The sequence below is a fragment of the Flavobacterium sp. LK-23 genome (assembly GCF_058135255.1).
The window spans coordinates 32,846-56,484 of record NZ_JBYUVT010000016.1; the positions used below are offsets into that span (position 1 = coordinate 32,846).

General features: G+C 34.6%; 16 protein-coding genes. 11 read left to right on the forward strand and 5 right to left on the reverse strand.

Going from position 1 to position 23,639, the window contains the following annotated elements; genetic code table 11:
• Positions 1-42 precede the first annotated feature (42 nt).
• The 5 genes from AC3Y25_RS19225 (at position 43) to AC3Y25_RS19245 (ending at position 7,191) form a co-directional block, all read left to right on the forward strand.
• Positions 43-3,159 (forward strand): efflux RND transporter permease subunit, encoded by a 3,117-nt coding sequence (locus AC3Y25_RS19225; RefSeq protein WP_489903849.1) that lies wholly within the window; start codon positions 43-45, stop codon positions 3,157-3,159.
• Positions 3,160-3,350: 191 nt separating this feature from the next.
• Complete coding sequence (locus AC3Y25_RS19230; RefSeq protein WP_489903850.1) at positions 3,351-4,841, forward strand: TolC family protein; 1,491 nt, start codon at positions 3,351-3,353, stop codon at positions 4,839-4,841.
• A gap of 392 nt (positions 4,842-5,233) precedes the next feature.
• Positions 5,234-5,794, forward strand: coding sequence for a Crp/Fnr family transcriptional regulator (locus AC3Y25_RS19235; RefSeq protein ID WP_489903851.1), 561 nt, complete (start codon positions 5,234-5,236; stop codon positions 5,792-5,794).
• Between the two features lie 271 nt (positions 5,795-6,065).
• The gene (locus tag AC3Y25_RS19240) at positions 6,066-6,392 is read left to right on the forward strand and encodes a DMT family transporter (protein ID WP_111376437.1); all 327 of its coding nucleotides are present in this window, start codon (positions 6,066-6,068) and stop codon (positions 6,390-6,392) included.
• 352 nt (positions 6,393-6,744) lie between these two features.
• Positions 6,745-7,191: a GNAT family N-acetyltransferase gene (locus AC3Y25_RS19245; protein WP_489903852.1), complete on the forward strand. Its 447-nt coding sequence runs from the start codon at positions 6,745-6,747 to the stop codon at positions 7,189-7,191.
• A gap of 4 nt (positions 7,192-7,195) precedes the next feature.
• Here the strand turns inward: AC3Y25_RS19245 and AC3Y25_RS19250 are convergent, their stop codons facing one another.
• Positions 7,196-8,059, reverse strand: a complete 864-nt coding sequence (locus AC3Y25_RS19250) for a LysR family transcriptional regulator (protein ID WP_095927506.1) — start codon at positions 8,057-8,059, stop codon at positions 7,196-7,198.
• A 63-nt stretch (positions 8,060-8,122) separates the two neighbouring features.
• On the opposite strand from AC3Y25_RS19250, the gene AC3Y25_RS19255 reads away from it, so the two are divergent.
• Both AC3Y25_RS19255 and AC3Y25_RS19260 read left to right on the forward strand, forming a co-directional pair.
• Positions 8,123-8,644: a GNAT family N-acetyltransferase gene (locus tag AC3Y25_RS19255; RefSeq protein WP_489903853.1), complete on the forward strand. Its 522-nt coding sequence runs from the start codon at positions 8,123-8,125 to the stop codon at positions 8,642-8,644.
• 1 nt (position 8,645) lies between these two features.
• Positions 8,646-9,533 (forward strand): DMT family transporter, encoded by an 888-nt coding sequence (locus AC3Y25_RS19260; protein ID WP_489903854.1) that lies wholly within the window; start codon positions 8,646-8,648, stop codon positions 9,531-9,533.
• 95 nt (positions 9,534-9,628) lie between these two features.
• On the opposite strand, the gene AC3Y25_RS19265 is transcribed toward AC3Y25_RS19260, so the two are convergent.
• The 4 genes from AC3Y25_RS19265 to AC3Y25_RS19280 all read right to left on the reverse strand — a co-directional run bounded on the left by AC3Y25_RS19265 (position 9,629) and on the right by AC3Y25_RS19280 (position 15,303).
• Complete coding sequence (locus AC3Y25_RS19265) at positions 9,629-11,905, reverse strand: ATP-binding protein (RefSeq protein WP_489903855.1); 2,277 nt, start codon at positions 11,903-11,905, stop codon at positions 9,629-9,631.
• 5 nt (positions 11,906-11,910) lie between these two features.
• Complete coding sequence (locus AC3Y25_RS19270) at positions 11,911-12,507, reverse strand: biliverdin-producing heme oxygenase (protein ID WP_489903856.1); 597 nt, start codon at positions 12,505-12,507, stop codon at positions 11,911-11,913.
• 109 nt (positions 12,508-12,616) lie between these two features.
• Positions 12,617-13,951 carry a sensor histidine kinase gene (locus AC3Y25_RS19275; RefSeq protein ID WP_489903857.1) on the reverse strand — a complete coding sequence of 445 codons (1,335 nt, stop codon included), beginning with the start codon at positions 13,949-13,951 and terminating at the stop codon, positions 12,617-12,619.
• A gap of 2 nt (positions 13,952-13,953) precedes the next feature.
• The gene (locus AC3Y25_RS19280; RefSeq protein ID WP_489903858.1) at positions 13,954-15,303 is read right to left on the reverse strand and encodes a sigma-54-dependent transcriptional regulator; all 1,350 of its coding nucleotides are present in this window, start codon (positions 15,301-15,303) and stop codon (positions 13,954-13,956) included.
• Positions 15,304-15,587: 284 nt separating this feature from the next.
• On the opposite strand from AC3Y25_RS19280, the gene AC3Y25_RS19285 reads away from it, so the two are divergent.
• Genes AC3Y25_RS19285 through AC3Y25_RS19300 form a run of 4 tightly spaced genes read left to right on the forward strand, consistent with a single transcriptional unit; the run spans position 15,588 to position 23,581 of the window.
• Positions 15,588-16,298, forward strand: a complete 711-nt coding sequence (locus tag AC3Y25_RS19285) for an ABC transporter ATP-binding protein (protein WP_250835859.1) — start codon at positions 15,588-15,590, stop codon at positions 16,296-16,298.
• A gap of 3 nt (positions 16,299-16,301) precedes the next feature.
• Positions 16,302-18,713, forward strand: coding sequence for an ABC transporter permease (locus AC3Y25_RS19290; RefSeq protein ID WP_489903859.1), 2,412 nt, complete (start codon positions 16,302-16,304; stop codon positions 18,711-18,713).
• Between the two features lies 1 nt (position 18,714).
• The gene (locus AC3Y25_RS19295; protein ID WP_489903860.1) at positions 18,715-21,126 is read left to right on the forward strand and encodes an ABC transporter permease; all 2,412 of its coding nucleotides are present in this window, start codon (positions 18,715-18,717) and stop codon (positions 21,124-21,126) included.
• A gap of 31 nt (positions 21,127-21,157) precedes the next feature.
• Complete coding sequence (locus tag AC3Y25_RS19300; RefSeq protein ID WP_489903861.1) at positions 21,158-23,581, forward strand: ABC transporter permease; 2,424 nt, start codon at positions 21,158-21,160, stop codon at positions 23,579-23,581.
• Positions 23,582-23,639: the final 58 nt, after the last annotated feature.

Genomic DNA, 23,639 nt, shown 5'->3' on the forward strand with positions numbered 1-23,639 from the left:
CCTGCAAAACAGTTATTTAATTATTTATCTAAAAAATTTAAAATGATAGAGTTATTTATCAGAAGGAAAATATTGTCATTAATCATCTCGGTTATGATAGTCCTTCTGGGATTGCTGGCGTTGTTTCAGCTTCCCATTACCCAATTTCCAGACATTGTACCACCGTCTGTAACCGTTACAGCAAAATATACAGGAGCAAACGCAGAGGTTTCGGCCAATGCCGTTGCCCTTCCGTTAGAAAGAGCTATCAATGGTGTACCCGGAATGACGTATATGTCAACCGTAACATCCAACGATGGATTGACCTTAATTCAGGTTTTCTTTGAAGTAGGAACCGATCCCGATCTGGCTGCCGTAAACGTGCAAAATAGGGTTACCACGATTTTGGACGAACTTCCAGAAGAGGTAATTCGCGCCGGGGTTACAACCGAAAAAGAGGTAAACAGTATGTTGATGTACTTGAACATTACAAGTACCGACAAAACGCAAGATGAACAGTTTATCTTCAACTTTACCGATATTAATATCCTTCAGGAATTAAAACGTATCGATGGTGTCGGACGTGCCGAAATCATGGGTCAGAAAGAATATTCGATGCGTGTTTGGTTAGATCCAGAAAAGATGCTTTCATATAATATTTCGGCAAATGAAGTGATTAATTCACTTCAAAAACAAAACATTTCTGCCGCGCCAGGTAAAGTTGGTGAAGGTTCAGGACAAATGAACAATCAATTACAATATGTAATTAAATACGGAGGAAAATTCTTCGAGCCAAAACAATATGAAGAAATTCCGTTAAGAGCCAATTCAGACGGAACTATTTTAAGATTAAAAGACATTTCGAAAATCGAATTTGGTGCGATGAGTTACGGAATGGTTTCTAAAACCGACGGAAAACCTTCGGCATCAATCATGCTAAAACAGCGTCCGGGTTCAAATGCTTCTGAGGTTATTGCTAGCGTAAAAGAAAAAATGACCGAATTAAAAGGCTCTTCTTTTCCTCCTGGAATGGAATTCAACATTGCTTATGACGTTTCGCGTTTCCTTGACGCTTCTATTCACGAGGTTTTAAGAACTTTAGTTGAAGCCTTTATTTTGGTGGCATTTGTCGTTTTCCTTTTCCTTCAGGATTGGAGATCGACTTTGATTCCTGTATTGGCAGTTCCTGTCGCACTTATTGGTTCGTTTACCTTTATGTCGATGATGGGCTTCTCGATCAACTTATTAACGCTTTTCGCTTTAGTACTTTCTATCGGAATTGTGGTTGATAACGCCATTGTTGTCGTCGAAGCCGTTCACGTAAAAATCTCCGAAGAACATATGTCGCCAATGGAAGCTACCATTAGCGCTATGAAAGAAATTACAGGTGCCGTTATCGCAATTACAATCGTAATGGCTGCCGTATTTATTCCCGTTGCTTTCTTGAGCGGTCCGGTTGGGGTTTTCTATAGGCAGTTTTCTTTAACAATGGCTATTAGTATTGTGATTTCGGGTATTAACGCCCTTACCCTTACTCCTGCCCTTTGCGCTATTATGTTAAAAGCACACGATCCAAATAAAGAGAAAAAATCGCTTTTAGACAGATTCTTTAATAGATTCAACCATTGGTTCGATAATATTACTTCAAAATACATCAAAGTATTGGTGAAGTTTGCCGATCGTAGCACCGTTACAGTTGGTATATTAGTGTTATTCTGTATTTTAACATGGGGAACAACTAAGTTTTTGGCATCTGGATTTATCCCGACTGAAGACCAAGGTATGGTTTACGTAAGTGTTACAACACCGCAAGGAGCAACAGTAGAACGTACTGAAAAAGCCCTAGACGAAGTAACTAAAATTGCTCGCGGAATTAAAGGTGTCGACAACGTAACAACTCTTGCTGGATACAGTATTGTAACTGAAATCGCTGGAGCTTCATACGGAATGGGAATGATCAACTTAAAAGACTGGAGCGAACGTGATATTTCGGTTACCGAATTTATGGCCGAACTTACAGAAAAAACCAAAAACATTACCGATGCGCAAATCGAGATTTTTGCGCCGCCAACCGTTCCAGGTTTTGGTAATACCAGCGGTTTTGAGCTTCGTTTACTGGATAAATCTGGAGGAAGTATTACCAATACCGATAAAGTAACCAAAGAATTCATCAAAGAACTAAATGCTTCGCCAGAAATTCAGAACTCTTTCTCGAGTTTTGATGCCACTTTTCCGCAGTATTTAATCCATATTGATTATGATTTGGCGGCTAAAAAAGGAATTTCAGTAGACAATGCCATGTCGACTTTACAAACCATGTTAGGCTCTTTTTATGCAACCAACTTTATTCGTTTTTCTCAAATGTATAAAGTAATGGTACAGGCAAGTCCGCAATTTCGTCAAAATCCAGAAAGTATTTTGGATATGTATTTGAAAAATGAAGCTGGCGAAATGGTTCCGTTTTCTACTTTCATCAAATTAGAAAGAGTGTACGGACCTGAGGTTTTAACACGTTACAACATGTATATGTCGGCTATGATTAACGGTGAACCTGCTGAAGGGTACAGTTCTGGAGATGCCATTGCTGCTGTTGAAAAAATTGCAGCGGAAAAACTTCCTAGCCGTTTTGAACTAGAATGGTCAGGTATGACGCGTGAAGAGATTTTATCAGGAAACCAGACGATCTACATTTTTGCGCTTTGTATACTATTTGTATACTTATTATTGGCGGCACAATACGAAAGTTTATTGCTTCCGTTCCCAGTATTGTTGAGTCTTCCAGTTGGAGTCTTCGGTTCTTACATTGCACTTGTTATGGTGGGGCTGGACAATAACATTTATGCCCAAGTAGCGCTCGTCATGTTGATTGGTCTGCTCGCCAAGAACGCCATTCTGATTGTAGAGTTTGCTATGGCGCAGAACAAACTCGGACGTGATATTGTCGAAGCAGCAATTGAAGGAGCAAGACTTCGTTTCAGACCGATTTTGATGACTTCTTTTGCTTTTATTTCAGGATTGATTCCGTTGTGTATCGCTTCTGGTGCAGGTGCAATTGGTAACCGTTCGATTGGTACAGCAGCTGCAGGAGGAATGTTAATTGGAACTGTATTTGGTCTTTTAATCATTCCTGGACTGTACATACTGTTTGCAAAATTGGAAAAACGAATGAGCAAATCTTAATGGGTAATTTTTTAAACACATAGATTCATAGGATTTAAAAAGCGTAAAAAAGGCGTTTCACTAGCATAAACACACATAGGCTATGTGTTAGAAACTAGTTTCTTTCAACTCCTTTTTCAAAAAAAAGAAAATCTATGTTTCTATGTGTTAAATAAAAAAATACACAGAAGATTGAACAAATAAATTAAACAATGAAAGAGATATTAAATCAATATAAAAATACTGATGTGATAAGGACAACCAAAAGCGCCGTTGTAATAACTGGAGTTTTACTTTTAACGGCTTGTTCGGCGCCAAAAGTCAGTAACAAACTAGATGCAGCAAAGCTTCCAGAAAATTTTGATAGGGAGAAAAAAGAAGCTTCAACTGAGGCTCAGCCTTTTATTCCGTTAAAAACGGAGACATTTTTTAAAGATCCAAAATTAGAGGAACTATTAAAAAAAGCCATTACCAAGAATCCTGACTATTTAATCATGCAGGAAAGAATTTTAATTGCCAATTCGCATTTAAAAGTAGCAAAACTAGCACTTCTTCCCTCTTTAGATCTTGTGGCCGATGCTTCTGGAACACATTACGGAAAATATACAATGGATGGAGTTGGTAACTTTGATACCAATTTTTCTCAAAATATTAGCGACAAACAAAGAATCAACGAAGATGTTACTCCTAACCTATTTTTAGGAGCCAAAGTTTCTTGGGAAGCTGATATATGGGGCAAATTAAGCAATCGTAAAAAAGCAGCTCAACAACGATTCTTTGCTTCTCAGCAAGGAATGCGTTTGCTGCAAACGCGTCTTTTAGGAGATGTTGCCGACTTGTATTTCAAACTGATCGCTTTAGACAAACAAGCCGCGATTTACGATAATAACTTGAAAACGCAAGAAAAAGCGCTTGATATTGTTTCAGCACAAAGATCGGTTGGAAAAGCAACAGAATTAGCTGTACAGCAGTTTAATGCACAAAACAATAACATTCACGCCGAAGCGTCAGAATTAAAATTAAGCATTGATCAGACCGAAAAAGCGCTATTGACACTTTTAGGCGAATATGGCGGAAAAATTGACAGAAGCAGTGATTTCTTATCTGGACATTTGGAGGTTTTAAACCAAAAAATCAGCGTGGATTCTATCATTCACAAAAGACCCGATGTATCTGAAGCTTACTTCGAATTATTAGCCAGTAATGCAGATGCCAAATCGGCTCGTGCCGCTTTTTTTCCAACTGTGAATTTGGGCGGATATGCAGGATTCAATTCGTTTTCGTTCAACACTTTCTTTGATGCTGGTTCTTTCGCTTGGCAGATATTGGGCGGATTAACAGCTCCCGTTTTCAACAAAGGACAGATTAAACAAGAATTTTATGTTTCCAACAGAAAACAGGAAATTTCATTTCTGCAGTATCAAAATACGGTTACAACAGCTTTCAACGAGTTAAGTGCTCTATTGCATAGAAATCAAGCTTACGAAGATGTTTTAAAATATAAATTAAACGAAATTGATCATCTCCAAATTGCCGTAAATGTCTCCAACGATTTGTATTTGAGCGGTTATGCTAATTATCTGGAAATCATCAATGCACAAAAAAATAAATTGCAGGCCGAATTGGACTTTGTTGATATCCAACTTCGAAATGCAAACTCACAAGTATTGCTTTATAAGGCTTTAGGAGGAGGAATAAATTAGTTTATATGTTGGTCAAAAATGGCTTCTGTTTATAATAGCTCATCGCAGAGGTTGTTTTATATCCCATTTCTTTTGAAATGGGATTTTTTTATTAAAACATGCCCCGTAGGACTAAATTATTTTTAACACATAGATAAAAACCATATATTTTACCGCAAAGTCCGCAAAAGATTTTACGCAAAGTGCGCAAAGTTTTTTTAGAATCACTACAATGAAAAAGTTCGCAAAGCTTTGCGAACTTAAAATATCGATTAGGATTAGTCTCAGAATAAAATGTCTTTGCGAACTTTGCGTTAATTTTTTTTGCCCTTCAACAGGAAAGCTATTGTTTTTTTTATCGAAATTTTTCGGTTACACTTAACAACTATTATCTTTATTCCAAAAAACAAAAAATGGATATTTCCAAAATCCTTGATCTTATATACGAACTTCCCGAGCAGTCTAAACTTGCTCTGCAAAACAATGTTACAGAAATAGCCTTTTCTAAAGGGCACATTTTGCTAAAAGCCAATAAAATAGAATCGAATATTTATTTTATAAAGAAAGGACTAGTTAGAGCTTATGTAGAAAGAGATAATGAAGTTACGTTTTGGTTTGGAAAAGAAGGCGAAACCATTATTTCGATGAAAAGTTATGTGGAAGATCAGCCTGGTTATGAAACCATCGAACTTTTGGAAGACTGCGAATTGTATGAACTCAAAACGGAAAATCTTAGAAAACTCTTTAATGAAGATGTTCACATAGCCAATTGGGGAAGAAAATTTGCTGAAAAAGAGTTGATAAAAACCGAAGAACGCTTAATTTCTAAACAATTCAAAAATGCGTCTGAACGTTATTTGGAATTAATGAAAGATCATCCTGAATTATTGCAAAGAGTTCAACTAGGACATATTGCTTCCTATTTAGGAATTACGCAAGTCAGTTTAAGCAGAATACGTGCAGAAATAAAGTAACACCAACGATAGAAATTATTTCAACACATAGAAACATAGCTTTTAGAAACTTTAAAAAAGGCATTTCACTAATTTGAATACACATAGCTATGTGTGAAAGCTAGCTTTTTCTCCAATCTTATAAAAGGAGCAATTAAAAAATCTATGTTTCTATGTGTTAAAATTAAATTTTGTTCTATTTCAATGGTAGTAAAATAACTTCATTTTTTATCATTTGTTAATTTTTTTCTGATTTCCATAAAAGAACTTTGCATCACAAAATTTTAACTATATGAACTGGATTATTTTAATCATCGCGGGTCTATTTGAAGTAGCCTTCGCATCATGTCTTGGAAAAGCAAAAGCAACTACTGGTACCGAAATGTACTATTGGTATATTGGCTTCTTTATATCTTTAACCATTAGTATGCTTTTACTAATGAAAGCTACAGAAACGCTTCCGTTAGGAACTGCTTATGCTGTTTGGACAGGAATTGGTGCTGTAGGAACTGTTTTGGTAGGAATCTTTATTTTTAAAGAACCGGCAGCATTCTGGAGATTGTTTTTCTTGGCAACTTTAGTTGGTTCTATTGTTGGGTTAAAGGCAGTTTCTCACTAAAAATATACTACACGAATTTGGATACAACTTTGTCAAAGTTTTAAAGCTTTGACAAAGTTTTTTTGTTTTTAAACACATAGAAATTTTCCCAATCTTGTCATTCCGACGAAGGAGGAATCTCCACAAGAAACTCTACAAAGATTGGCAACTATTCTGCAGGGAGCTACTTGCGGAGATTCCTCCTTCGTCGGAATGACAAACTGTTGCTTGAACTTTGTCAAAGTTTAAAACTTTGACAAAGTTAATCCTTGAAACAACTAATGCAATTCCAGCATCACATGATAAAAAAATAGCATTTTATATCATTACTCAGGCTTTTATCTTTGTCAAAAATTAAAGCCTAAATAAAAAAATGACATTCAGCCATTCCATTAAATCTTTTGACGAATTAACCAATCACGAATTGTACAATATGCTTCGATTAAGAAGCGACGTTTTTGTGGTCGAACAAAATTGTGCTTATCTCGATTTAGACAATAAAGACCAGAAAGTTTTTCATTTGTTGTACTATGTAGATAACGAATTGGCAGGTGTGACCCGTTTACTTCCAAAAGGAGTATCGTATGATGAAGTTTCGATCGGAAGAGTTGTCATTGCAAGATCGCATCGCGGATTAGGTTTAGGAGTAAAACTAATGGAAGCTTCGATTGCGGGATGTGAAGAAAAATTTGGAAAAGGTCCAATCCGAATCAGTGCGCAATACCATTTATCCAAGTTTTATCAATCTTTGGGATTTGTAGAACAAGGTGAAGTGTATGATGAAGACGGAATTCCGCATATCGGAATGCTAAGAGCTTAAAGGTTTACGGAATAATCAATTTTAAAACATTGGAAAGCACAGGATTATGATCTTCCGTTCTCCAATTGACATATAAATCGGTTTCGAGCGGTAATTTGATAAATCGGATTCCTGGAATTTCATGAAAGACATACGAATCGGGTAAAATCGCGATTCCAAGTCCCTTACGAACCAAAGCGATTATAGAAGAACCAAATTCAGAATGAAGATATACTTCTGGCGCGTTCTCCAAAGAATGGAACAATCTTCGGATAATATCGCTGTAACTGCTGCCTTCATCATTGGTTGGTAAAATAAATTTCTGAGACGCAAGCGTTTCTTTAGTCAGATCCTCAGGGGTTTGATACGGATGATCTGCTGGAACCACAACCGCCAAATGATCGGTATGTATTTTTTGGGATTGAATGTCTTTTGCATTATTAATATCTCTGGTAATCGCCAGATCTATTTTATAATTTCGCAGAAAATCTTGCTGATTCTCGTACAGCACCTGAACCAGTTTGATTTTTAGTTTTGGAAAAGCTTCTGAAATACGCGACAAAATTTCGGGCATAAGAGAAGCCGAAATAGAATCGGGATGAGAAATGGTAATCGTACCACTCTCCCCCAACTGAATCTGGCGGGCAGATTGATGAATAAACTCCAGTTTACTCAATTCGACCTCCCATTTTTCTTTTAGGAACTGGCCGGCGGCAGTAAGTTTGACATTACGTTTGTTACGCTCAAACAACTGCACGCCAAGCTGATTCTCAAGAGACTGAATCTGGCGGCTGAGTGCCGATTGTGTAATATTCATTTTTCCGGCAGTGTTCCAGAAATGAAGTTCGCGGGCCAAAGCCAAAAAATATTTAATCTGCTGTAAATCCATTGATGCAATTTACGCATTTATTGCAAACAAAAAATAGCTTTTAACGCATTAAAGAAATAAAAAATGAACACGCTAAAAATAACTAAAGCCACAACTGATGACGTTTTAAAACTTCAATCCATTGGTAGACAAACCTTTTCTGAAACCTTCGCCGATGTAAACAGCGAAGAAAACATGAAAAAATATCTGGATGAAAGCTTCGCAACAGCAAAATTGGCTGCCGAACTCGAAAATCCGTCATCCTATTTCTATTTAGCTGTTTTAGACGAAAAAGTAGTGGGTTACCTGAAACTGAATACAGCCGATTCTCAAACCGAAAAAGAAGCTCTAAACGCTTTAGAAATAGAACGTATTTATGTAGCAAAGGAATTTCATGGCAAGAAAGTCGCGCAGGCGTTGTACGCTCAAGCAGAAGAAATTGCCGAAGAAATAAAAGCTTCGTACATGTGGCTGGGCGTTTGGGAAAAGAATTTCAGAGCGGTAAGCTTTTATACTAAAAATGGTTTTGTACAATTTGACACTCATATTTTTAGATTAGGCAACGATGAACAAACTGATTTAATGATGAAAAAAGTATTGATTTAAAATGGAAAGAAGACAGCTATTATTGTTTCTATTAATTCTTGGCACTGCCTTTTGGGGAGTTTCTTACTCCGTTACCAAAATGGCAATTGGCCACTATTCACTCAACATTTTTTTATTTTATCGTTTCCTGCTGGCCGTAATGGTATTGAGCATTATTTTTTGGAAATACGTTAAAGACATTAATCGAGAAGCTATTAAAACCGGTTTTATACTTGCCGTTCCTATGTTTTTAGGAATTCAATTACAGACAACCGCATTAAAATATACCGACGCTTCACAATGTTCTTTCATTGCAGGACTGACAGTAATTATTATTCCGATGTTGAAGTTGGCGATTTACAGAACCAATACGCCTTTAAAGATTTGGATTGCCGCTCTCACAGCTTTAACGGGATTATTTATTATTGCTATAACAGATAAATTTACCATAAACATTGGCGATTTATTTACCATCTCTGGCGCATTTGCTTTTGCCGTTTATTTGATTTCTGTCGAAAAACATTCGGCTGCCAAAAACCTTTTGTACTCGATTGTTCCTATGTTTGCGTTTTGTGCTTTATTTACTTTTTGTATTGCACTTACAGATTCGCAAGCTGTTTGGTTCCCTAAAAACGATACGTTTTGGCTTGGTGCTGTTTACTGTGCTTTGTTTTCTACAGCTTTTATGTACACGGTTTCAAACATTTCACAGCGTTATTTATCGGCAGAACGTGTAGCGGTTATTTATTTGTTCGAACCTGTTTTCGGGGCAATTGGAGCGTTTTTTATTTTGGGAGAAAACCTTTCATGGCGACTGCTTTTGGGCGGAACTTTAATTTTCTCGGCGACTATTATTTCTGAAGTCAATTTTAAAAGTAAAAAATTAAAAATGCTGATTAGAAAAAACTAATATTTTAAAAGATTTCACGCAGATTTAAAAAGATTTAAGCAGATTTTATTTTATAATCTATTTAAATCCGTTGAATCTGCGTAAAAAAAACTTATTTACAAAGGCAAAAGCGTGTCTTCGGGATCGCAAGGGAAATAAATAATAATATCCGTACCTTGATTTGTCTTTCCTTCTGCACGAATGTCTCCTCCAACTGCCTGCATAATCTTTTTGCATAAAGCAAGCCCAATGCCCGAACCTGTATAATGTTCTTGCGTATGAAGTCTTGTAAAAACTTTAAAAATAGATTCTGCATATTGCTGTTCAAAACCAATACCGTTATCAGAGAAACGAACCCAATGGCAATATACTTTGTATCTATCGTGTATCAGAACACGTTCCTGAGAAGCTGTGATTACAATTTTAGGCTGTCTTTCTGAAGAAGCATATTTGATTGAATTCTGAAGAATATTATTAAACAGCTGGCGCATTAAAAAACTGATAGCGTGAACTTCCGGAAGATTTTCATGCTCTATTTTAGCATTACTTTCTGCGATAGTTTCATGCATCTCTTTAATCGTAGACTTCAATATTTTGTTTAAATCTACTTCTTCCAGCTTCTCTCTCGTATTTTTTATACGGGTATATTTCAGAATATCTTCCAGCAAGCCGCTCATTCTGTTGGCAGATTTAGAAACGCGCTGCAAAGAATTCGAAATTGATTCTGTAGAAATAACATCTAATTCTGAAAGCATTTTCGAAGTAATAAGCTGAATTTTACGCAAAGGTTCCTGCAAATCATGCGTACTGATCCAGTTGATGTTTTCAAGCTCAGAGTTGGTTTCTTTCAAAATTTCACTTTGACTACGATATTTCTCTTCCTCTTCACTTAACATAATCAAAATCAAATGATTGTACAAAGTATGAGTGTATTGAGAAGCAGCATTAATTTCATAAAGTTTCCAGTTACTGCTTTGGTTTTTTACTATTTGTTTATAAATATTGTATGAGTTTCCTGGATGGAGTCCTTTACTGTCTTTTACAATTCTTTTTTCTGGATCGCCTCCCCATTTAATTTCTGAAATCGTTTCTGGTCTAAACCATATTACATGCCCATTGTTACCTAGTGAATGGTAAATAATTCCAGCGAAATTAGAATTTTCATCAAATTCTGGAAAATGGTCGCTAATCTTATTCGTTGAGAAAAAATCAGTATTCTTTTTACTTTTGAGATGTCTGACTAAATCAATAATTTGTTCATCAGATGGCGTTAAACCATTTTTATAGATTTTATCTCTAGTAATAATAGATACACCAGAAGCATTTGCGATTTCTAATAATTGTGGTGCACTAACAATTTTTTCTAAAGACTCTTTTAAAACAGGAAGCTCCAAGCTAGTCAACTGTTCTAATGCTAAATTCGTTTTTTGGGCACTAAGATACTCATCATTAGATTGTCTGATATCGATTTGAGAAGTAATAAACTGTCCCTGAAGTTTTGCTGCAAGCCTAATTTCAGGAGATATATTTTTCTTTGAATAATGATGACAGGCAATTAGTCCCCATAATTTTCCATGATGAATAAGAGAAATCGTCAATGTTGCGCCAACTCCAATATTTTTCAGGTATTCTACGTGAATCGGTGATGTACTTCTTAAAATAGAAAGACTTAAATCGAGATTTTTTCCCTCTTTATCATCAACCGTATAAATTGGAACAGACTCATAATCAATATCTACAATCAGCCTCAATAGATTCTTAATATATAATTCTCTTGCTTGGGCTGGAATATCAGTATGAGGGTAATGCAATCCTAAAAAAGGTTCTAAATCTTCTCTGCAATCTTCAGCAAAAACTTCTCCGTTATATTGTTCATCAAAACGATAAATCATTACACGATCATAACCCGTAATTTCACGCGTTCCTTGTGCTACAAGCGCGCAGAGATCTTTAAGCGAAGTAGTTTTATTCATCTGACTTACAAACTGAATCGTTTGTTTGTAAGCATCAGCGAGTTTTTCTTGATCTGCAAACAGTAATTCAGCTTCGAGAATGTAAATTCCTTCACTTTTATGAATGTTTATTTGAAATAAGCTACCCAACAATTCTATCTCCAGAGGAAAAGCATCTTTAAACTCATCTCCGTTTGTGTAAGCTAAAATTTCATTTTCGGCTGTAACTCCAAAAACTGCTGCAAAATCTTTCCCTAACATTTGATTGTGGGAAATACCAAAATAAGCAGCAACATTTTCTGAACAGAAATCTATTTTCCATTGCAGTGTTATACCAAGCAAAAAACCGTGAGGCTGAATCTGACCTGGTATGTGTATAGGTTCATGCTCGCAGTTGGTTAACGTAACGATATCGCGATTAACTATATCCTTAATTTTCATTCTTTTTATTTGCTCTCAAAGTGATTATAAATACTATCAAAAGCAAATACAGCTCCTTCTATAATACTATCTCCACAATTATTTTGTTGTTCATATTCAGAAAGAAAATTCAAGAAAGATTTCCAGAAACTTCCCGTTTTTTCTCCATAACCATTAAAATAAGAAACGCCTTTATCTCCTGAAAGTTGTGGTACTTTTGAAACATTCTTTAAAATAAACCTTCCGCCCAGTGTGGAACCTTCTACTACATACAAAATACCAAGCGCAAAAGGAACCGAAATATCTTTGGTCTTAAAAACTTTCTCTGAAGGAGTCAATTCGTAATTTAAAAATGAAAGATCTGCTTCTATAAGCTGTTTTTTTCTTCTTTGTTCTAAATCGTCGATTAGATTTGCAAACAAAGGAAAAATAGTTCCCTCTGTATCTTGATGAACGTCATGCATTAAATTTAAGTATTTCGCATATTCATCAATTTTCATGTCTGGTGACATAATTGACATGGAAACCGGAAGTTCTTCTAATTTTTTATGAGAATCAGCAGTTTGTGTTTTTAGATCATTAAGAAAGCTAGAAGCTATTGCTGAAGTTGAATTTGTACTCATTATTTTAATATTATTATTATTTAAAAGAGTCAAATTGCAACTCCTCTTTCACAAATTTAAACAAAAAAAATTATCCAAATTTTAAAAAGATATTTTAACCGTTATTCTGTTAATCTTCAACCAAAGAAATCTCAAAAACAGTGGTATTATTTTCGCTTTTATGCGAAATATAACCGCCGTGTGCTTCAATAATATTTTTAGACAAAGTAAGTCCGATTCCTGCTCCTTCAGTTCGGGTGGTGAAAAAGGGAAGAAATATCTTTTCTTCAATTTCTTTTTCGATTCCTTTTCCAGAGTCCGAAACTTTTATAAAAATACGATTGTTTTTGGCTTCCGCCGAAATCGAAATTTGCTTCAGATTACTGTTTTCTAAGGCATTAATTGAATTGGTCAATAAATTGATTATCACTTGTTCTATCTGTTGAGAATCGACATTGATCAAAATGTTTGGAGCAACGGCATTGGTTACTTCGATATTATTTTTCTTAAACAACGGATTCATAGTCTGAATACAATTGTCAACCAGATGCTGCAATTCTGCTTTTTCTTTTTTAGGCGAAGGAAGCATGGCCAGTTTTCTATACCCTTCAACAAATTTCTGCAAATGATCGCTTCGTCTCAGCATCGTTTGCACGCTGTTTTTTATGTCTTCTAAGTCTTCTGTCGAAAGCGAATCTTGTGCTACTAAATCCTCCAAGTTCTGGCAAATCGAACGAATTGGCGTTATAGAATTTAGCAATTCATGAGAAATCACTTTCATCAAATTAATCCACGCATCTTTTTCTTTTTTCTCTACTACGTTCTGAATCGAATCCAACAAAACAATAAAATAATCCTGTCCGAAAATTTCAGTACGAGAAGCTTGCAAAACAAAAGTCTGTTTGCTTTGTTCGTTTATGCTAAGCTCAATCGATGTTTTTATTTCATGAAAATCATCTTCTTCGATAATTTCACACAAAGATGGCAGCTGATTTTTAAGATATTTCCATTTTGAAACTTTCGGAACATTAAAGTGATTCGAAAAATAATCGTTCATCAAAAAAATACTCCAATCGCTTTCCTGTTTCTGCAAAATAATAACACCCGATTCTATATTGTTTAAAATCGAACGGTAAATAATATCTCTTGTAACTTGCTCATTTTGTTTACTTTTTAAAGTTTCATACAAGGTAAAAAGCTCATTATACGTACTATTGAATTTATGTTTTGAGAAATCGGAACTAAAATCATCCTGCAATATCGAAGAAATGGTTTTATTATAAATCAAAACCATATTTCTAACATAAAAATACATTTCCCTCCCAAGCAGAAAAACCATGCAGAGTCCAAAAACTCCCGTAAAAAGCAAACCAATTCTAAAGAAATACAGCGACAATTCGATTCCGATCACTATAAAAATTAATCGCAGAAAAAGGAGTTTATAAGTTTGTAAAGTCCTTAACATAATTAGTCGATATTGATATTAAATTTCTCCAAACGTCGATACAGTGCCCCTCTTGACAAGCCCAGTTCTTCGGCAGTTTTACTTATATTATTGTTATTCTTAAGAAGTGCTTTTTCAACCGTTGCTTTTTCAACCGAAGAAAGCTGAATATCATCTGAGTTTTCCTCGTAAGGCGTTATCGTTTCTAAATCCAGATCGGAAACCGTTATAGTGTTATTTTCGCAAAGAATAACTGCACGTTCAATCTTATTTTCCATTTCACGAATGTTTCCATTCCAAGCGTGCTTTTCAATTTGTTCCAAGACTTTTTTATCAAACGTAATTTCGTCACGGCTATATTTTTCAATCATTTTGTCCAAAAGATATTCGGCAAGAGGAATCTTATCTTCGTGCCTTTCCCTTAGCGGAGGCAAAACAATTTCCATCGTATTGATGCGATAATACAAGTCTTCACGGAAGTTTTTATCAGTAACTTCTAGTTTTAAGTTCAAATTGGTTGCTGTAATAATTCTCACATTCAAAGGTCTTGCTTTCGTTTCTCCCAACCTTGTTACGGTTTTTGTCTGAATGACTTGAAGCAATTTTGATTGCAAATGAAGCGGTACATTTCCTATTTCATCCAAAAAAATGGTTCCGTTTTGCGTCATTTCAAAACGTCCCGCTGTATCCGTTTTAGCATCGGTAAAAGCGCCTTTGGCATAACCGAACAATTCGCTTTCGAAAATATTAGAATTTAAAGACCCCAAATCAACTGCAACAAAAGGCTGATTTTTTCTTTCAGATTGGGTATGAATATGATGTGCCAAAACGAATTTCCCTGTTCCATTTTCGCCCAAAATCAAAACATTCGCATCGGTTTTTGCGACTTTATCTGCTAGAGAATAAGCCTTTTTTATAATTTCAGAACTGCCAACAAAAAAGTCCTGTTTTATCTCAATGTCTTTAGTTTTCTTTTGTTCTTTTCGGGCTTTATCGACAGCTTGTTTTACCGACTCTAACAGCTTTTTATTTTCCCAAGGTTTCAGAATATAATCAAACGCGCCCGATTTTAATCCTTCAACAGCTGTTTCTACTTTTCCAAAAGCGGTCATTAGAATTACCACTGTTTTAGGCGAAAGCGTTTTTATTTCTTTCAATAAATACAAGCCTTCCCTTCCATCTTCAAATCCCAATCTATAATTCATGTCTAACAATACAACATCAATGGCATTTTTTGCCAATAATTCGACAATATTTTTCGGATTATTGAGGGTATAAATGTTTTCAAAATACTTTTTCAGATAGACTTTTGATGCAAAAAGGATGTCTTCCTGATCGTCTATGATTAAAATAGATGCGTTGGTCTTTTTCATTATTGTTCAGTTTTGGACGAAAGGTGTCCACTTATGGACAGTTTAAATTTTTATTTAAAAATAATCCCTTAAAAACAAGGTGTTTACAATGTTTAATTTACTGGCACGAAAATCACATTAGAACTTGTAAATCATTAATAATTAACCTCTTTCGGAAGTACAAATAACAAAATAAATAGCGATAAATTAAAAATAATTTATCTTAATTTTCAGACTTGTTTCTGTCATTCCAAAGGGCATAAAAATTTTAAAAGAAATCAATCAAAAATTAAAACAGTCCAATTATGATTACAATTACTAAACTTTCAAAAGTATTTAGAACTGAGGAATTAGAAACCAAAGCATTAAGCGAAATTTCGTTAACCATCAATCAAGGCGATTTTGTATCGATTATGGGACCGTCTGGAAGCGGAAAATCGACTTTATTAAATATTATCGGACTTCTGGACAGCGCTTCTAGCGGAAGCTACAAACTCCTTGATCAGGAAATGGTAGGTTTAAAGGAAAAATCTAGAGCGCAAGCCCGAAAAGAAAACATCGGATTCATTTTTCAGAATTTCAATTTAATTGACGAATTATCGGTTTTTGATAATATCGAATTGCCTTTGATTTATAATAATGTTCCATCTGCCGAAAGAAAATCGCGAGTAAACGAGATCGCAAAAATTTTAGGAATTGCACACAGATTAAAACATTTTCCACAGCAACTTTCAGGAGGACAGCAGCAACGTGTAGCCGTAGCGAGAGCTTTAATCAATAATCCGAAAATTATTTTGGCCGATGAGCCAACAGGAAACCTAGATAGCAGAAACGGAAATGAGGTTATGGAATTATTGACCGATCTTCATGCCGGAGGATCGACAATCTTGATGGTAACACACTCCGATTATGACGCTTCTTTCTCGCAAAGAACTATTTTAATGAAAGATGGCGAAATTCTTTCTGAAAAAGTAAATCATAGAAATGTGGACGTTTTGGTAACTGCTAACAACTAGTTTATGCTAAAGAATTGGATCAATATATTTATATATCAATTAAAGCATAACAAGCTTTTCAGCATCTTAAATATTCTTGGTTTAAGTATCGGAATTGCAGGTCTAATCTTTGCAACGCTGTACTGGAACGACGAATATTCGTATGATAAATGGAATCCCGAAAAGGATAAAACATTTATTGTTATGAATAATGTGGGAAAAGGAAATATTTTTGCTACAAACTCTGCTATTACAGCGCCACTTCTAAAATCGTCTACTCCATACGTAGAAAATTATTGCTATTTTACTGATTATTACTCAAAGGAGATGATTCAATATAATGGCAAAACAGAAATTGTAGATAAAATCTTTTCTGCACAAAAAAGTTTCTTTTCTTTTTTTCCGTATCAATTCAAATACGGCAATCCCAGTACTGTGCTTCAAGAACCTCAAAGCATTGTGTTTTCTGAAGAAACTGCTTTTAAGTTTTTTAAGAATGAAAATCCAGTCGGAAAACAGGTAAAATATGATGACAGAACCTATATAGTTCGTGGTGTTTATAAAATACCTGGAAAATCGGTTGTCATGCCAGATGTGGTTACCAACAGCATTGAAGAAAGTCTTGAAAGAAATAAAGATCATTGGGGCTTCAATTATGGTTTAGTGCTAAAATTGAAAAAAAAGAGTGATGCTCCACTGGTAAAAAAAGCGCTAGATGAAATATTCTTAGAAAAAAATTATAAAAGACAGGCACGAAATGAAGGCATGACGCTTGAACTGTTCATAAAAACATACGGTGAACCTTTGAAAACCATAGTAGTTCCATTTGAAAATTCTAGGCTCCACAATGAAAGCTATCCATTTCCAGAAGGAACAGGAAGCCTTCAGTTTTTACGAATCTTAATGGGATTGTCTATTGTCATTTTATTGCTGTCAATTGTCAATTATATCAATTTAGCTACGGCCAATGCTATAAAACGTGCAAAAGAAGTGGGTGTGAGAAAAATTATTGGTGCTACAAAAAGACAGATTGTGCTTCAATTTGTATTTGAAACTGCTTTGACCATGCTTTTTGCTTTATTATTGGCACTCGTAATTGTCGAAGTTTCTCTGCCTTTTTACAATCAGTTTTTAAACAAAGAATTGGTTCTTGCGGGATCTCAGTTTTATCTTCAGCTTGTTGTAATCTTTACCCTTGTGGTTATTGTAAGCGGTGTTTTTCCTGCAGTTTACATTTCAAATTTTGAGGTTTTGAATGTGCTAAAAGGAAATTATTCGCACAGCAAAAACGGTTTATGGCTTAGAAATACCATGCTTGTTTTACAATTTTCGATTGCTGTTTTCTTTATCATCGGTTCTATTGTTGTGTATCAGCAAGTTCAATTTATGGTAGAAAAAGATTTAGGCTTTAATGGATCACAGTTAATGAGTATCTCCTTTAGAGCACAAAAAGACAAAGGTCAATTTGAGCGATACGAAAGCATAAAACAAGAACTGAAGAAAATTCAAGGTGTTGAAGCGGTTTCTGCAGCAGCTTTTTCTATTGGAAATGATTGGAGCTCCAGAGGCGGTTTGCATTATAAAAATAATCCAGAAGTTATCATTCAGCAATTGGGTTCAGATTTTGGAATGCTGGAAATGTTAGGCGTTAAATTGCTAAAAGGAAGATTCCTGACCGATAAACTAGTTTCTGATACGATTTCTAATGTTTTACTGAATGAAGTCGCGGCGAAAACAATGAACGAAAAAAATCCTGTGGACAAAATAATCGACTGGCAAGGCGAAAAATATAAGGTTGTCGGAGTGGTAAAGAACTTCCATTGTTCTGGTCTTGATAAAGAAATTAGTCCGATGATCTTCTTTCATATCAATGCCCAAAAATGGACACAGAGAAATATCGAATCTATTACGGTAAAGGTTTCTCCTAAAGATATGCAACAGACAATTTCTTCCCTTAAGAATTTCTGGGCCAAAAATGTAGATGCCGAATATCCTTTTGAATACAGTTTTGTAGACAAAAATTTTGCGCGCACTTATAAAAAATACCAAGATCAAAGAAACTTATTTGCTTTATTGAATGTTGTTGTAATTCTAATTGCCGTTTTCGGGCTGTTTGCCTTAGCTTCTTTTTCTATGGAAAGAAGATTAAAAGAAATTGCAATAAGAAAAACACTTGGCGCCGAAACCAATATTTTACTGAAAGAATTGTCTAAACAATACGTGATCTTCTGTATAATTGGTTTCTTAATCGGAATTGTTCCTGCTTATTTATTGTTGCAGAAATGGCTTAAAAATTTCCCATTCCGAATAGATATCACTCTCCTACCCTTTTTTCTTGCTTTTGTGTCTTTGTTATTCCTTACGCTGACAATAGTTTTAGCAAAGGCCTATCAAGTAACAAAAGTGGATGTTTTAAAATACTTAAAATACGAGTAAGATGCTTAAAAATTGGATTAACATATTTGTATATCATATCAAGAATAACAAATTCTTTACAGCTTTAAATATAGTGGGCTTGAGTATTGGAATTGCAGGTTTAATTTTTGCGATTCTATACTGGAACGACGAACACGCTTACGATCAGTGGAATCCTGAAAAAGACAAAATCTTCATTGTAATGAACGATTTTGGCGGTGGAAATATCTGGACAACAAATTCTCCAATTCCAGGTAGAATGCTTAATGCAACTACTTCATACTTGGATAAATACTGTTATTTCAGAGTAAACTATACCACGGAAACTATTCAGTATAACGGAAAAATCGAATTGGTTGACAAAATCTTTTCGGCCGAAAGGAGTTTTTTTTCTTTCTTCCCTTTTGAATTTATTCAAGGGAATGCTAAGACAGCTTTTAGCGACCGCAACAGCATGGTTCTTTCTAAAGAAACTGCTGCGCGCATTTTTAAGAATGAAAACCCAATGGGAAAACAGGTCAAGTACGCAGATCGAATTTTTGTTGTTCGCGGTATTTACAAAATGCCTGAAAAATCGTCTGTGATGCCTTCCGTAATTACTCCGATTGTAGAAGAGGAATTGGAACAAAACAAAGATAATTGGGGCTTTAGTTACGGATTAATGTTAAAGCTCAAAAAACCCAGCGATACCACTGCAGTCATTCAAAATTTAGACAAAATATTCCTTGAAGACTATTATAAAAAACAGGCAAAAGCTGAAGGCTTATCGATAAAACAGTTTTTTAAACAATATGGAGACCCTATAAAATCAAGGCTTCTTCCGTTTACAAAAGCAAGGCTTCGTCAAGGAAATTATGCATTTCCTGAACAGAATGCCAATTTGCAATTTCTAAAAATTATAATGGGTTTATCTATCTTAATTTTAATACTTTCGATCGTAAACTACATTAATATGGCTACTGCAAATGCAGTAAAACGAGCTAAAGAAGTTGGAGTTCGCAAGATAGTGGGTGCTACTAAATCGCAAATTGTAACACAGTTTGTTTTTGAAACCACACTTATTACTTTGTTTTCGGTTTTACTGGCAATGGTAATCGTAGAACTTTCGCTTCCTTTTTACAATGCTTTTTTAAACAAGAACTTAACATTAATTGGGACTCAATTTTACTTCCAACTTATTTTAATTTTCTTCTTTGTAATCCTTGTTTCGGGGGTTTTTCCTGCTGTTTACATTGCAAATTTTGAAACACTGAAAGTCTTAAAAGGCAATTTTTCGAGAAGTAAAAACGGTGTCTGGATTCGTAACGGAATGCTTGTTTTACAATTTTCTATTGCTACACTTTTCATTATAGGATCCTTTATTGTCTATAAACAGGTAAACTTTATGATGGCGAAGGATTTGGGCTTTAACGGATCTCAGGTTATGGATATTGACTTTAAACCGCAAAAAGGAAAAAATCAATACGAAAGGTATAAAACCATTAAACAAGAACTGCAGAAAATTAAAGGTGTTGAAGATGTTTCTGCTGGAATGTTTTCTATTGGAAGCAATGACAATTCTTGGCAAGGACTTCATTATCAATCAAACAAAGAAGTAATTACGCAGCAATTGCCTATGGATTTTGGACAACTGAACCTTTTAGGCATAAAAATATTAAAAGGAAGAGATCTGAATCCTGAATTGGCAACAGATAGCATTTCGAGTGCTTTATTGAATGAAACCGCTGCAAAAACACTTCAGGTAAAAGATCCTATAAATAAAGAAGTTCTTTTGGGTGGGCAGAAATTTAAAGTTGTGGGTATTGTCAAAAATTTCCATTACATCGGTTTAGAATATAATGTGGCTCCAATGATATTCTTCCATATTAAAGCTTTTGATTGGATGTCTAATGATATGAGAAATATCACCATCAAAATATCGCCCGAGCAAATGCCAGAAACAATTGCAACCATTAATAAATTCTGGAAATCTAAAGTAGATCAGGAATATCCGTTTGAATATGATTTTGTAGATAAAAACTTTGCCCGAACATACAAAAAGTATCAGGATCAGAGAAATTTGTTTGGGCTGCTGAATGTTGTGGTAATTCTAATAGCTGTTTTCGGTCTGTTTGCTCTAGCTTCGTTTTCTATGGAAAGACGATTAAGAGAAATTGCGATTAGAAAAACGATTGGTGCAGAAACCACTATTTTACTGAAAGAACTATCTAAACAATATGTGATTTTCTGTGTAATTGGTTTCTTAATCGGAATTGTTCCCGCTTATTTATTAATGCAAAAATGGCTTGAAAACTTTGCTTCTCGAATTGAGATTCCGTTTCTGCCTTTTATAGTTGCTTTTGTATCACTGTTATTTTTAACTCTGACCATTGTTTTAGCAAAAGCCTATCAAGTGACCAAAGTAAATGTTTTAAAATATTTAAAATACGAGTAAACTAACTCCAAAACCAAAAAACACCAATAAAATGCTAAAGAACTGGATCAATATATTTATCTATCAAATCAAACACAGTAAATTATTTACTGCTCTCAATATTCTCGGATTATCAATTGGAATTTCAGGTCTAATTTTCGCGCTTTTATATTGGAACGACGAACATAGTTACAATGCCTGGAATCCAGAAAAAGATAAGGTTTATCAGGTTTTGGTTCAGCTTGGCGATATGCCGGCAGTTGCCGAAAACTCGGTTCGATTAAAAGCCTATTTAGAAAATGACCCTAATGTGGAGACAATCGTTTATGCTGACGATTGGTATCAGAAAGACAAAATAATCTATAAAGGAAAAAAAGAATTTACAGATAAAATTATCAACGCGGAAAATGGTTTCTTTTCTCTTTTTCCCTTTAAAATAATTCAAGGAAATAGCTTTTCGGCTCTAAAAGAAGGCTCAAGTGTGGCAATTTCGCAAAATATTGCAAAAAGACTGTTCGGCACCGAAAACCCTATTGGCAAACAGATTAATTGCCTATCAGAAACGTTCACTGTCAAGACTGTTTACAGCATTCCAGGAAATTCTTCAATCGCCCCGACAGTAATTGTCAATAAAATGAAAGATTTAGTCGATTTGAGCAAAAACCAAGGTTTGTTTGTTTTAAAAATACTGTTGAAGGTTAAAGATCCCTCAAAAATTGAGAGTACAAGGACAATGCTCGAAAAAGTATACTATGACGAAATTATTGTAAAAAACTCGAAAGAAGCTGGAATGTCTCCTGCTGAAATGGAAAAGAAAATTGGCCATTTTAAAGTCTTTATGGAACCGCTTTCTGACTCTAGATTGCATTCTATTTTAGACGGTTATCCAGAAGGAAGAGGCAATTATCAATTTCTCCTAATAATGGCTGGATTGTCTATTTTGATCTTGATTTTATCAATTGTCAATTATATTAACATGGCAACAGCAAACGCCATTAAACGTGCTAAAGAAGTTGGAATACGAAAGATTCTTGGAGCTTCAAAAAGCAAAATTGTTTTACAGTTTATTTTTGAAACGGCTTTAATTACCTGCTTTTCTATTTTACTGGCATTGGTAATTGTTGAGTTAACGCTTCCTTACTACAATAATTTTCTTGGTAAAAATCTAACGATCATAAATGCCCAATTCTACTTGCAACTTGTTATTATCTTTAGTATTACAATTTTAGCAGCTGGCTTATTTCCTGCACTTTATGTTTCTAATTTTGAAACGATAAATGTATTAAAAGGTAATTTTGAAAGAAGTAAAAATGGCATTTGGCTTCGTAACGGAATGCTAGTCTTTCAATTCTCGACTGCTGCATTTTTTATCATTGGCTCTAGCATAGTTTACAAACAAATAGAATATTTAAGCAATAAAGATTTAGGTTTTAAAGGAGATCAAGTTATTGCTGTTTCTTTAAATTTTCCTTCGTCTTATTTTGAAGGAGAGTCAAGTACTAAGAGAATTTATAATCGATACAATACGATAAAAGAAGAGTTATCAAAGCTAAACGGTATTTCTAAAGTTTCGACAGGACTGCTTGCATTTGACGGAAATGATAATTCATTGTGGCCAGTCTGGTACAAAGAAGAACTCTTTAAACAAAAAGCAATTGGACTAGATTATGGAATGCTAGATCTGATGAACATAAAAATCATTCAAGGACGTGACTTTAATACAAAACTAGCTTCAGATACGGTAAATTCTGTTTTGATAAATGAAACAGCATTAAAACTGATGAATATTAAAAATCCGATTAACAGCGAAATTAGAATTGGCAATCAACCCATGAAAATTATTGGAGTTGTAAAAGATTTCAATATTCTAAGTCCAGAATCCAGTATCGTACCAATGACTTTCTATCATATTAAATCTTTGGATATGGCTGCAGAGATGAACGTTGTTTACATAAAGCTAAAGCCAGAAAACATACAAAAAACCATTGCAGGCATTGAAAATTTTTGGAAAGCAAAAGTAGATTCCGAAAATCCTTTTCAATATGATTTTGTTGATAAGCAATACGCGAGAACTTATGAGTCGTATGTGAAACAAAACAACTTGTTTTCACTATTAAATATTGTCGTCATTCTAATTGCTCTTTTTGGATTATTTGCTTTGGCTTCTTATTCCATTCAAAGGAGAATGAAAGAAATCGCGATCAGAAAAACTTTGGGCGCAGAAACCAATATCTTATTAAAGGAATTGTCTAAACAATATGTAGTTTATTGTGCAATAGGTTTTCTTATTGCTGTATTTCCTGCTTATATTTTATTGCAGAAATGGCTGAATAATTTTGCTTTTAGAATCGAAATTCCGATGCTGCCGTTTCTACTTTCCTTTTTGCTTTTATTATTTCTAACCTTATGCATTGTTTTAGCAAAAGCGTATCAGGCAACAAAAGTGGATGTCCTAAAATATTTAAAATATGAATAATTAGTTTTGAGTTTTTGTAAAAAGCTGTGCAAGTCTGAGCCCTTGCGCAGCTTTTTTT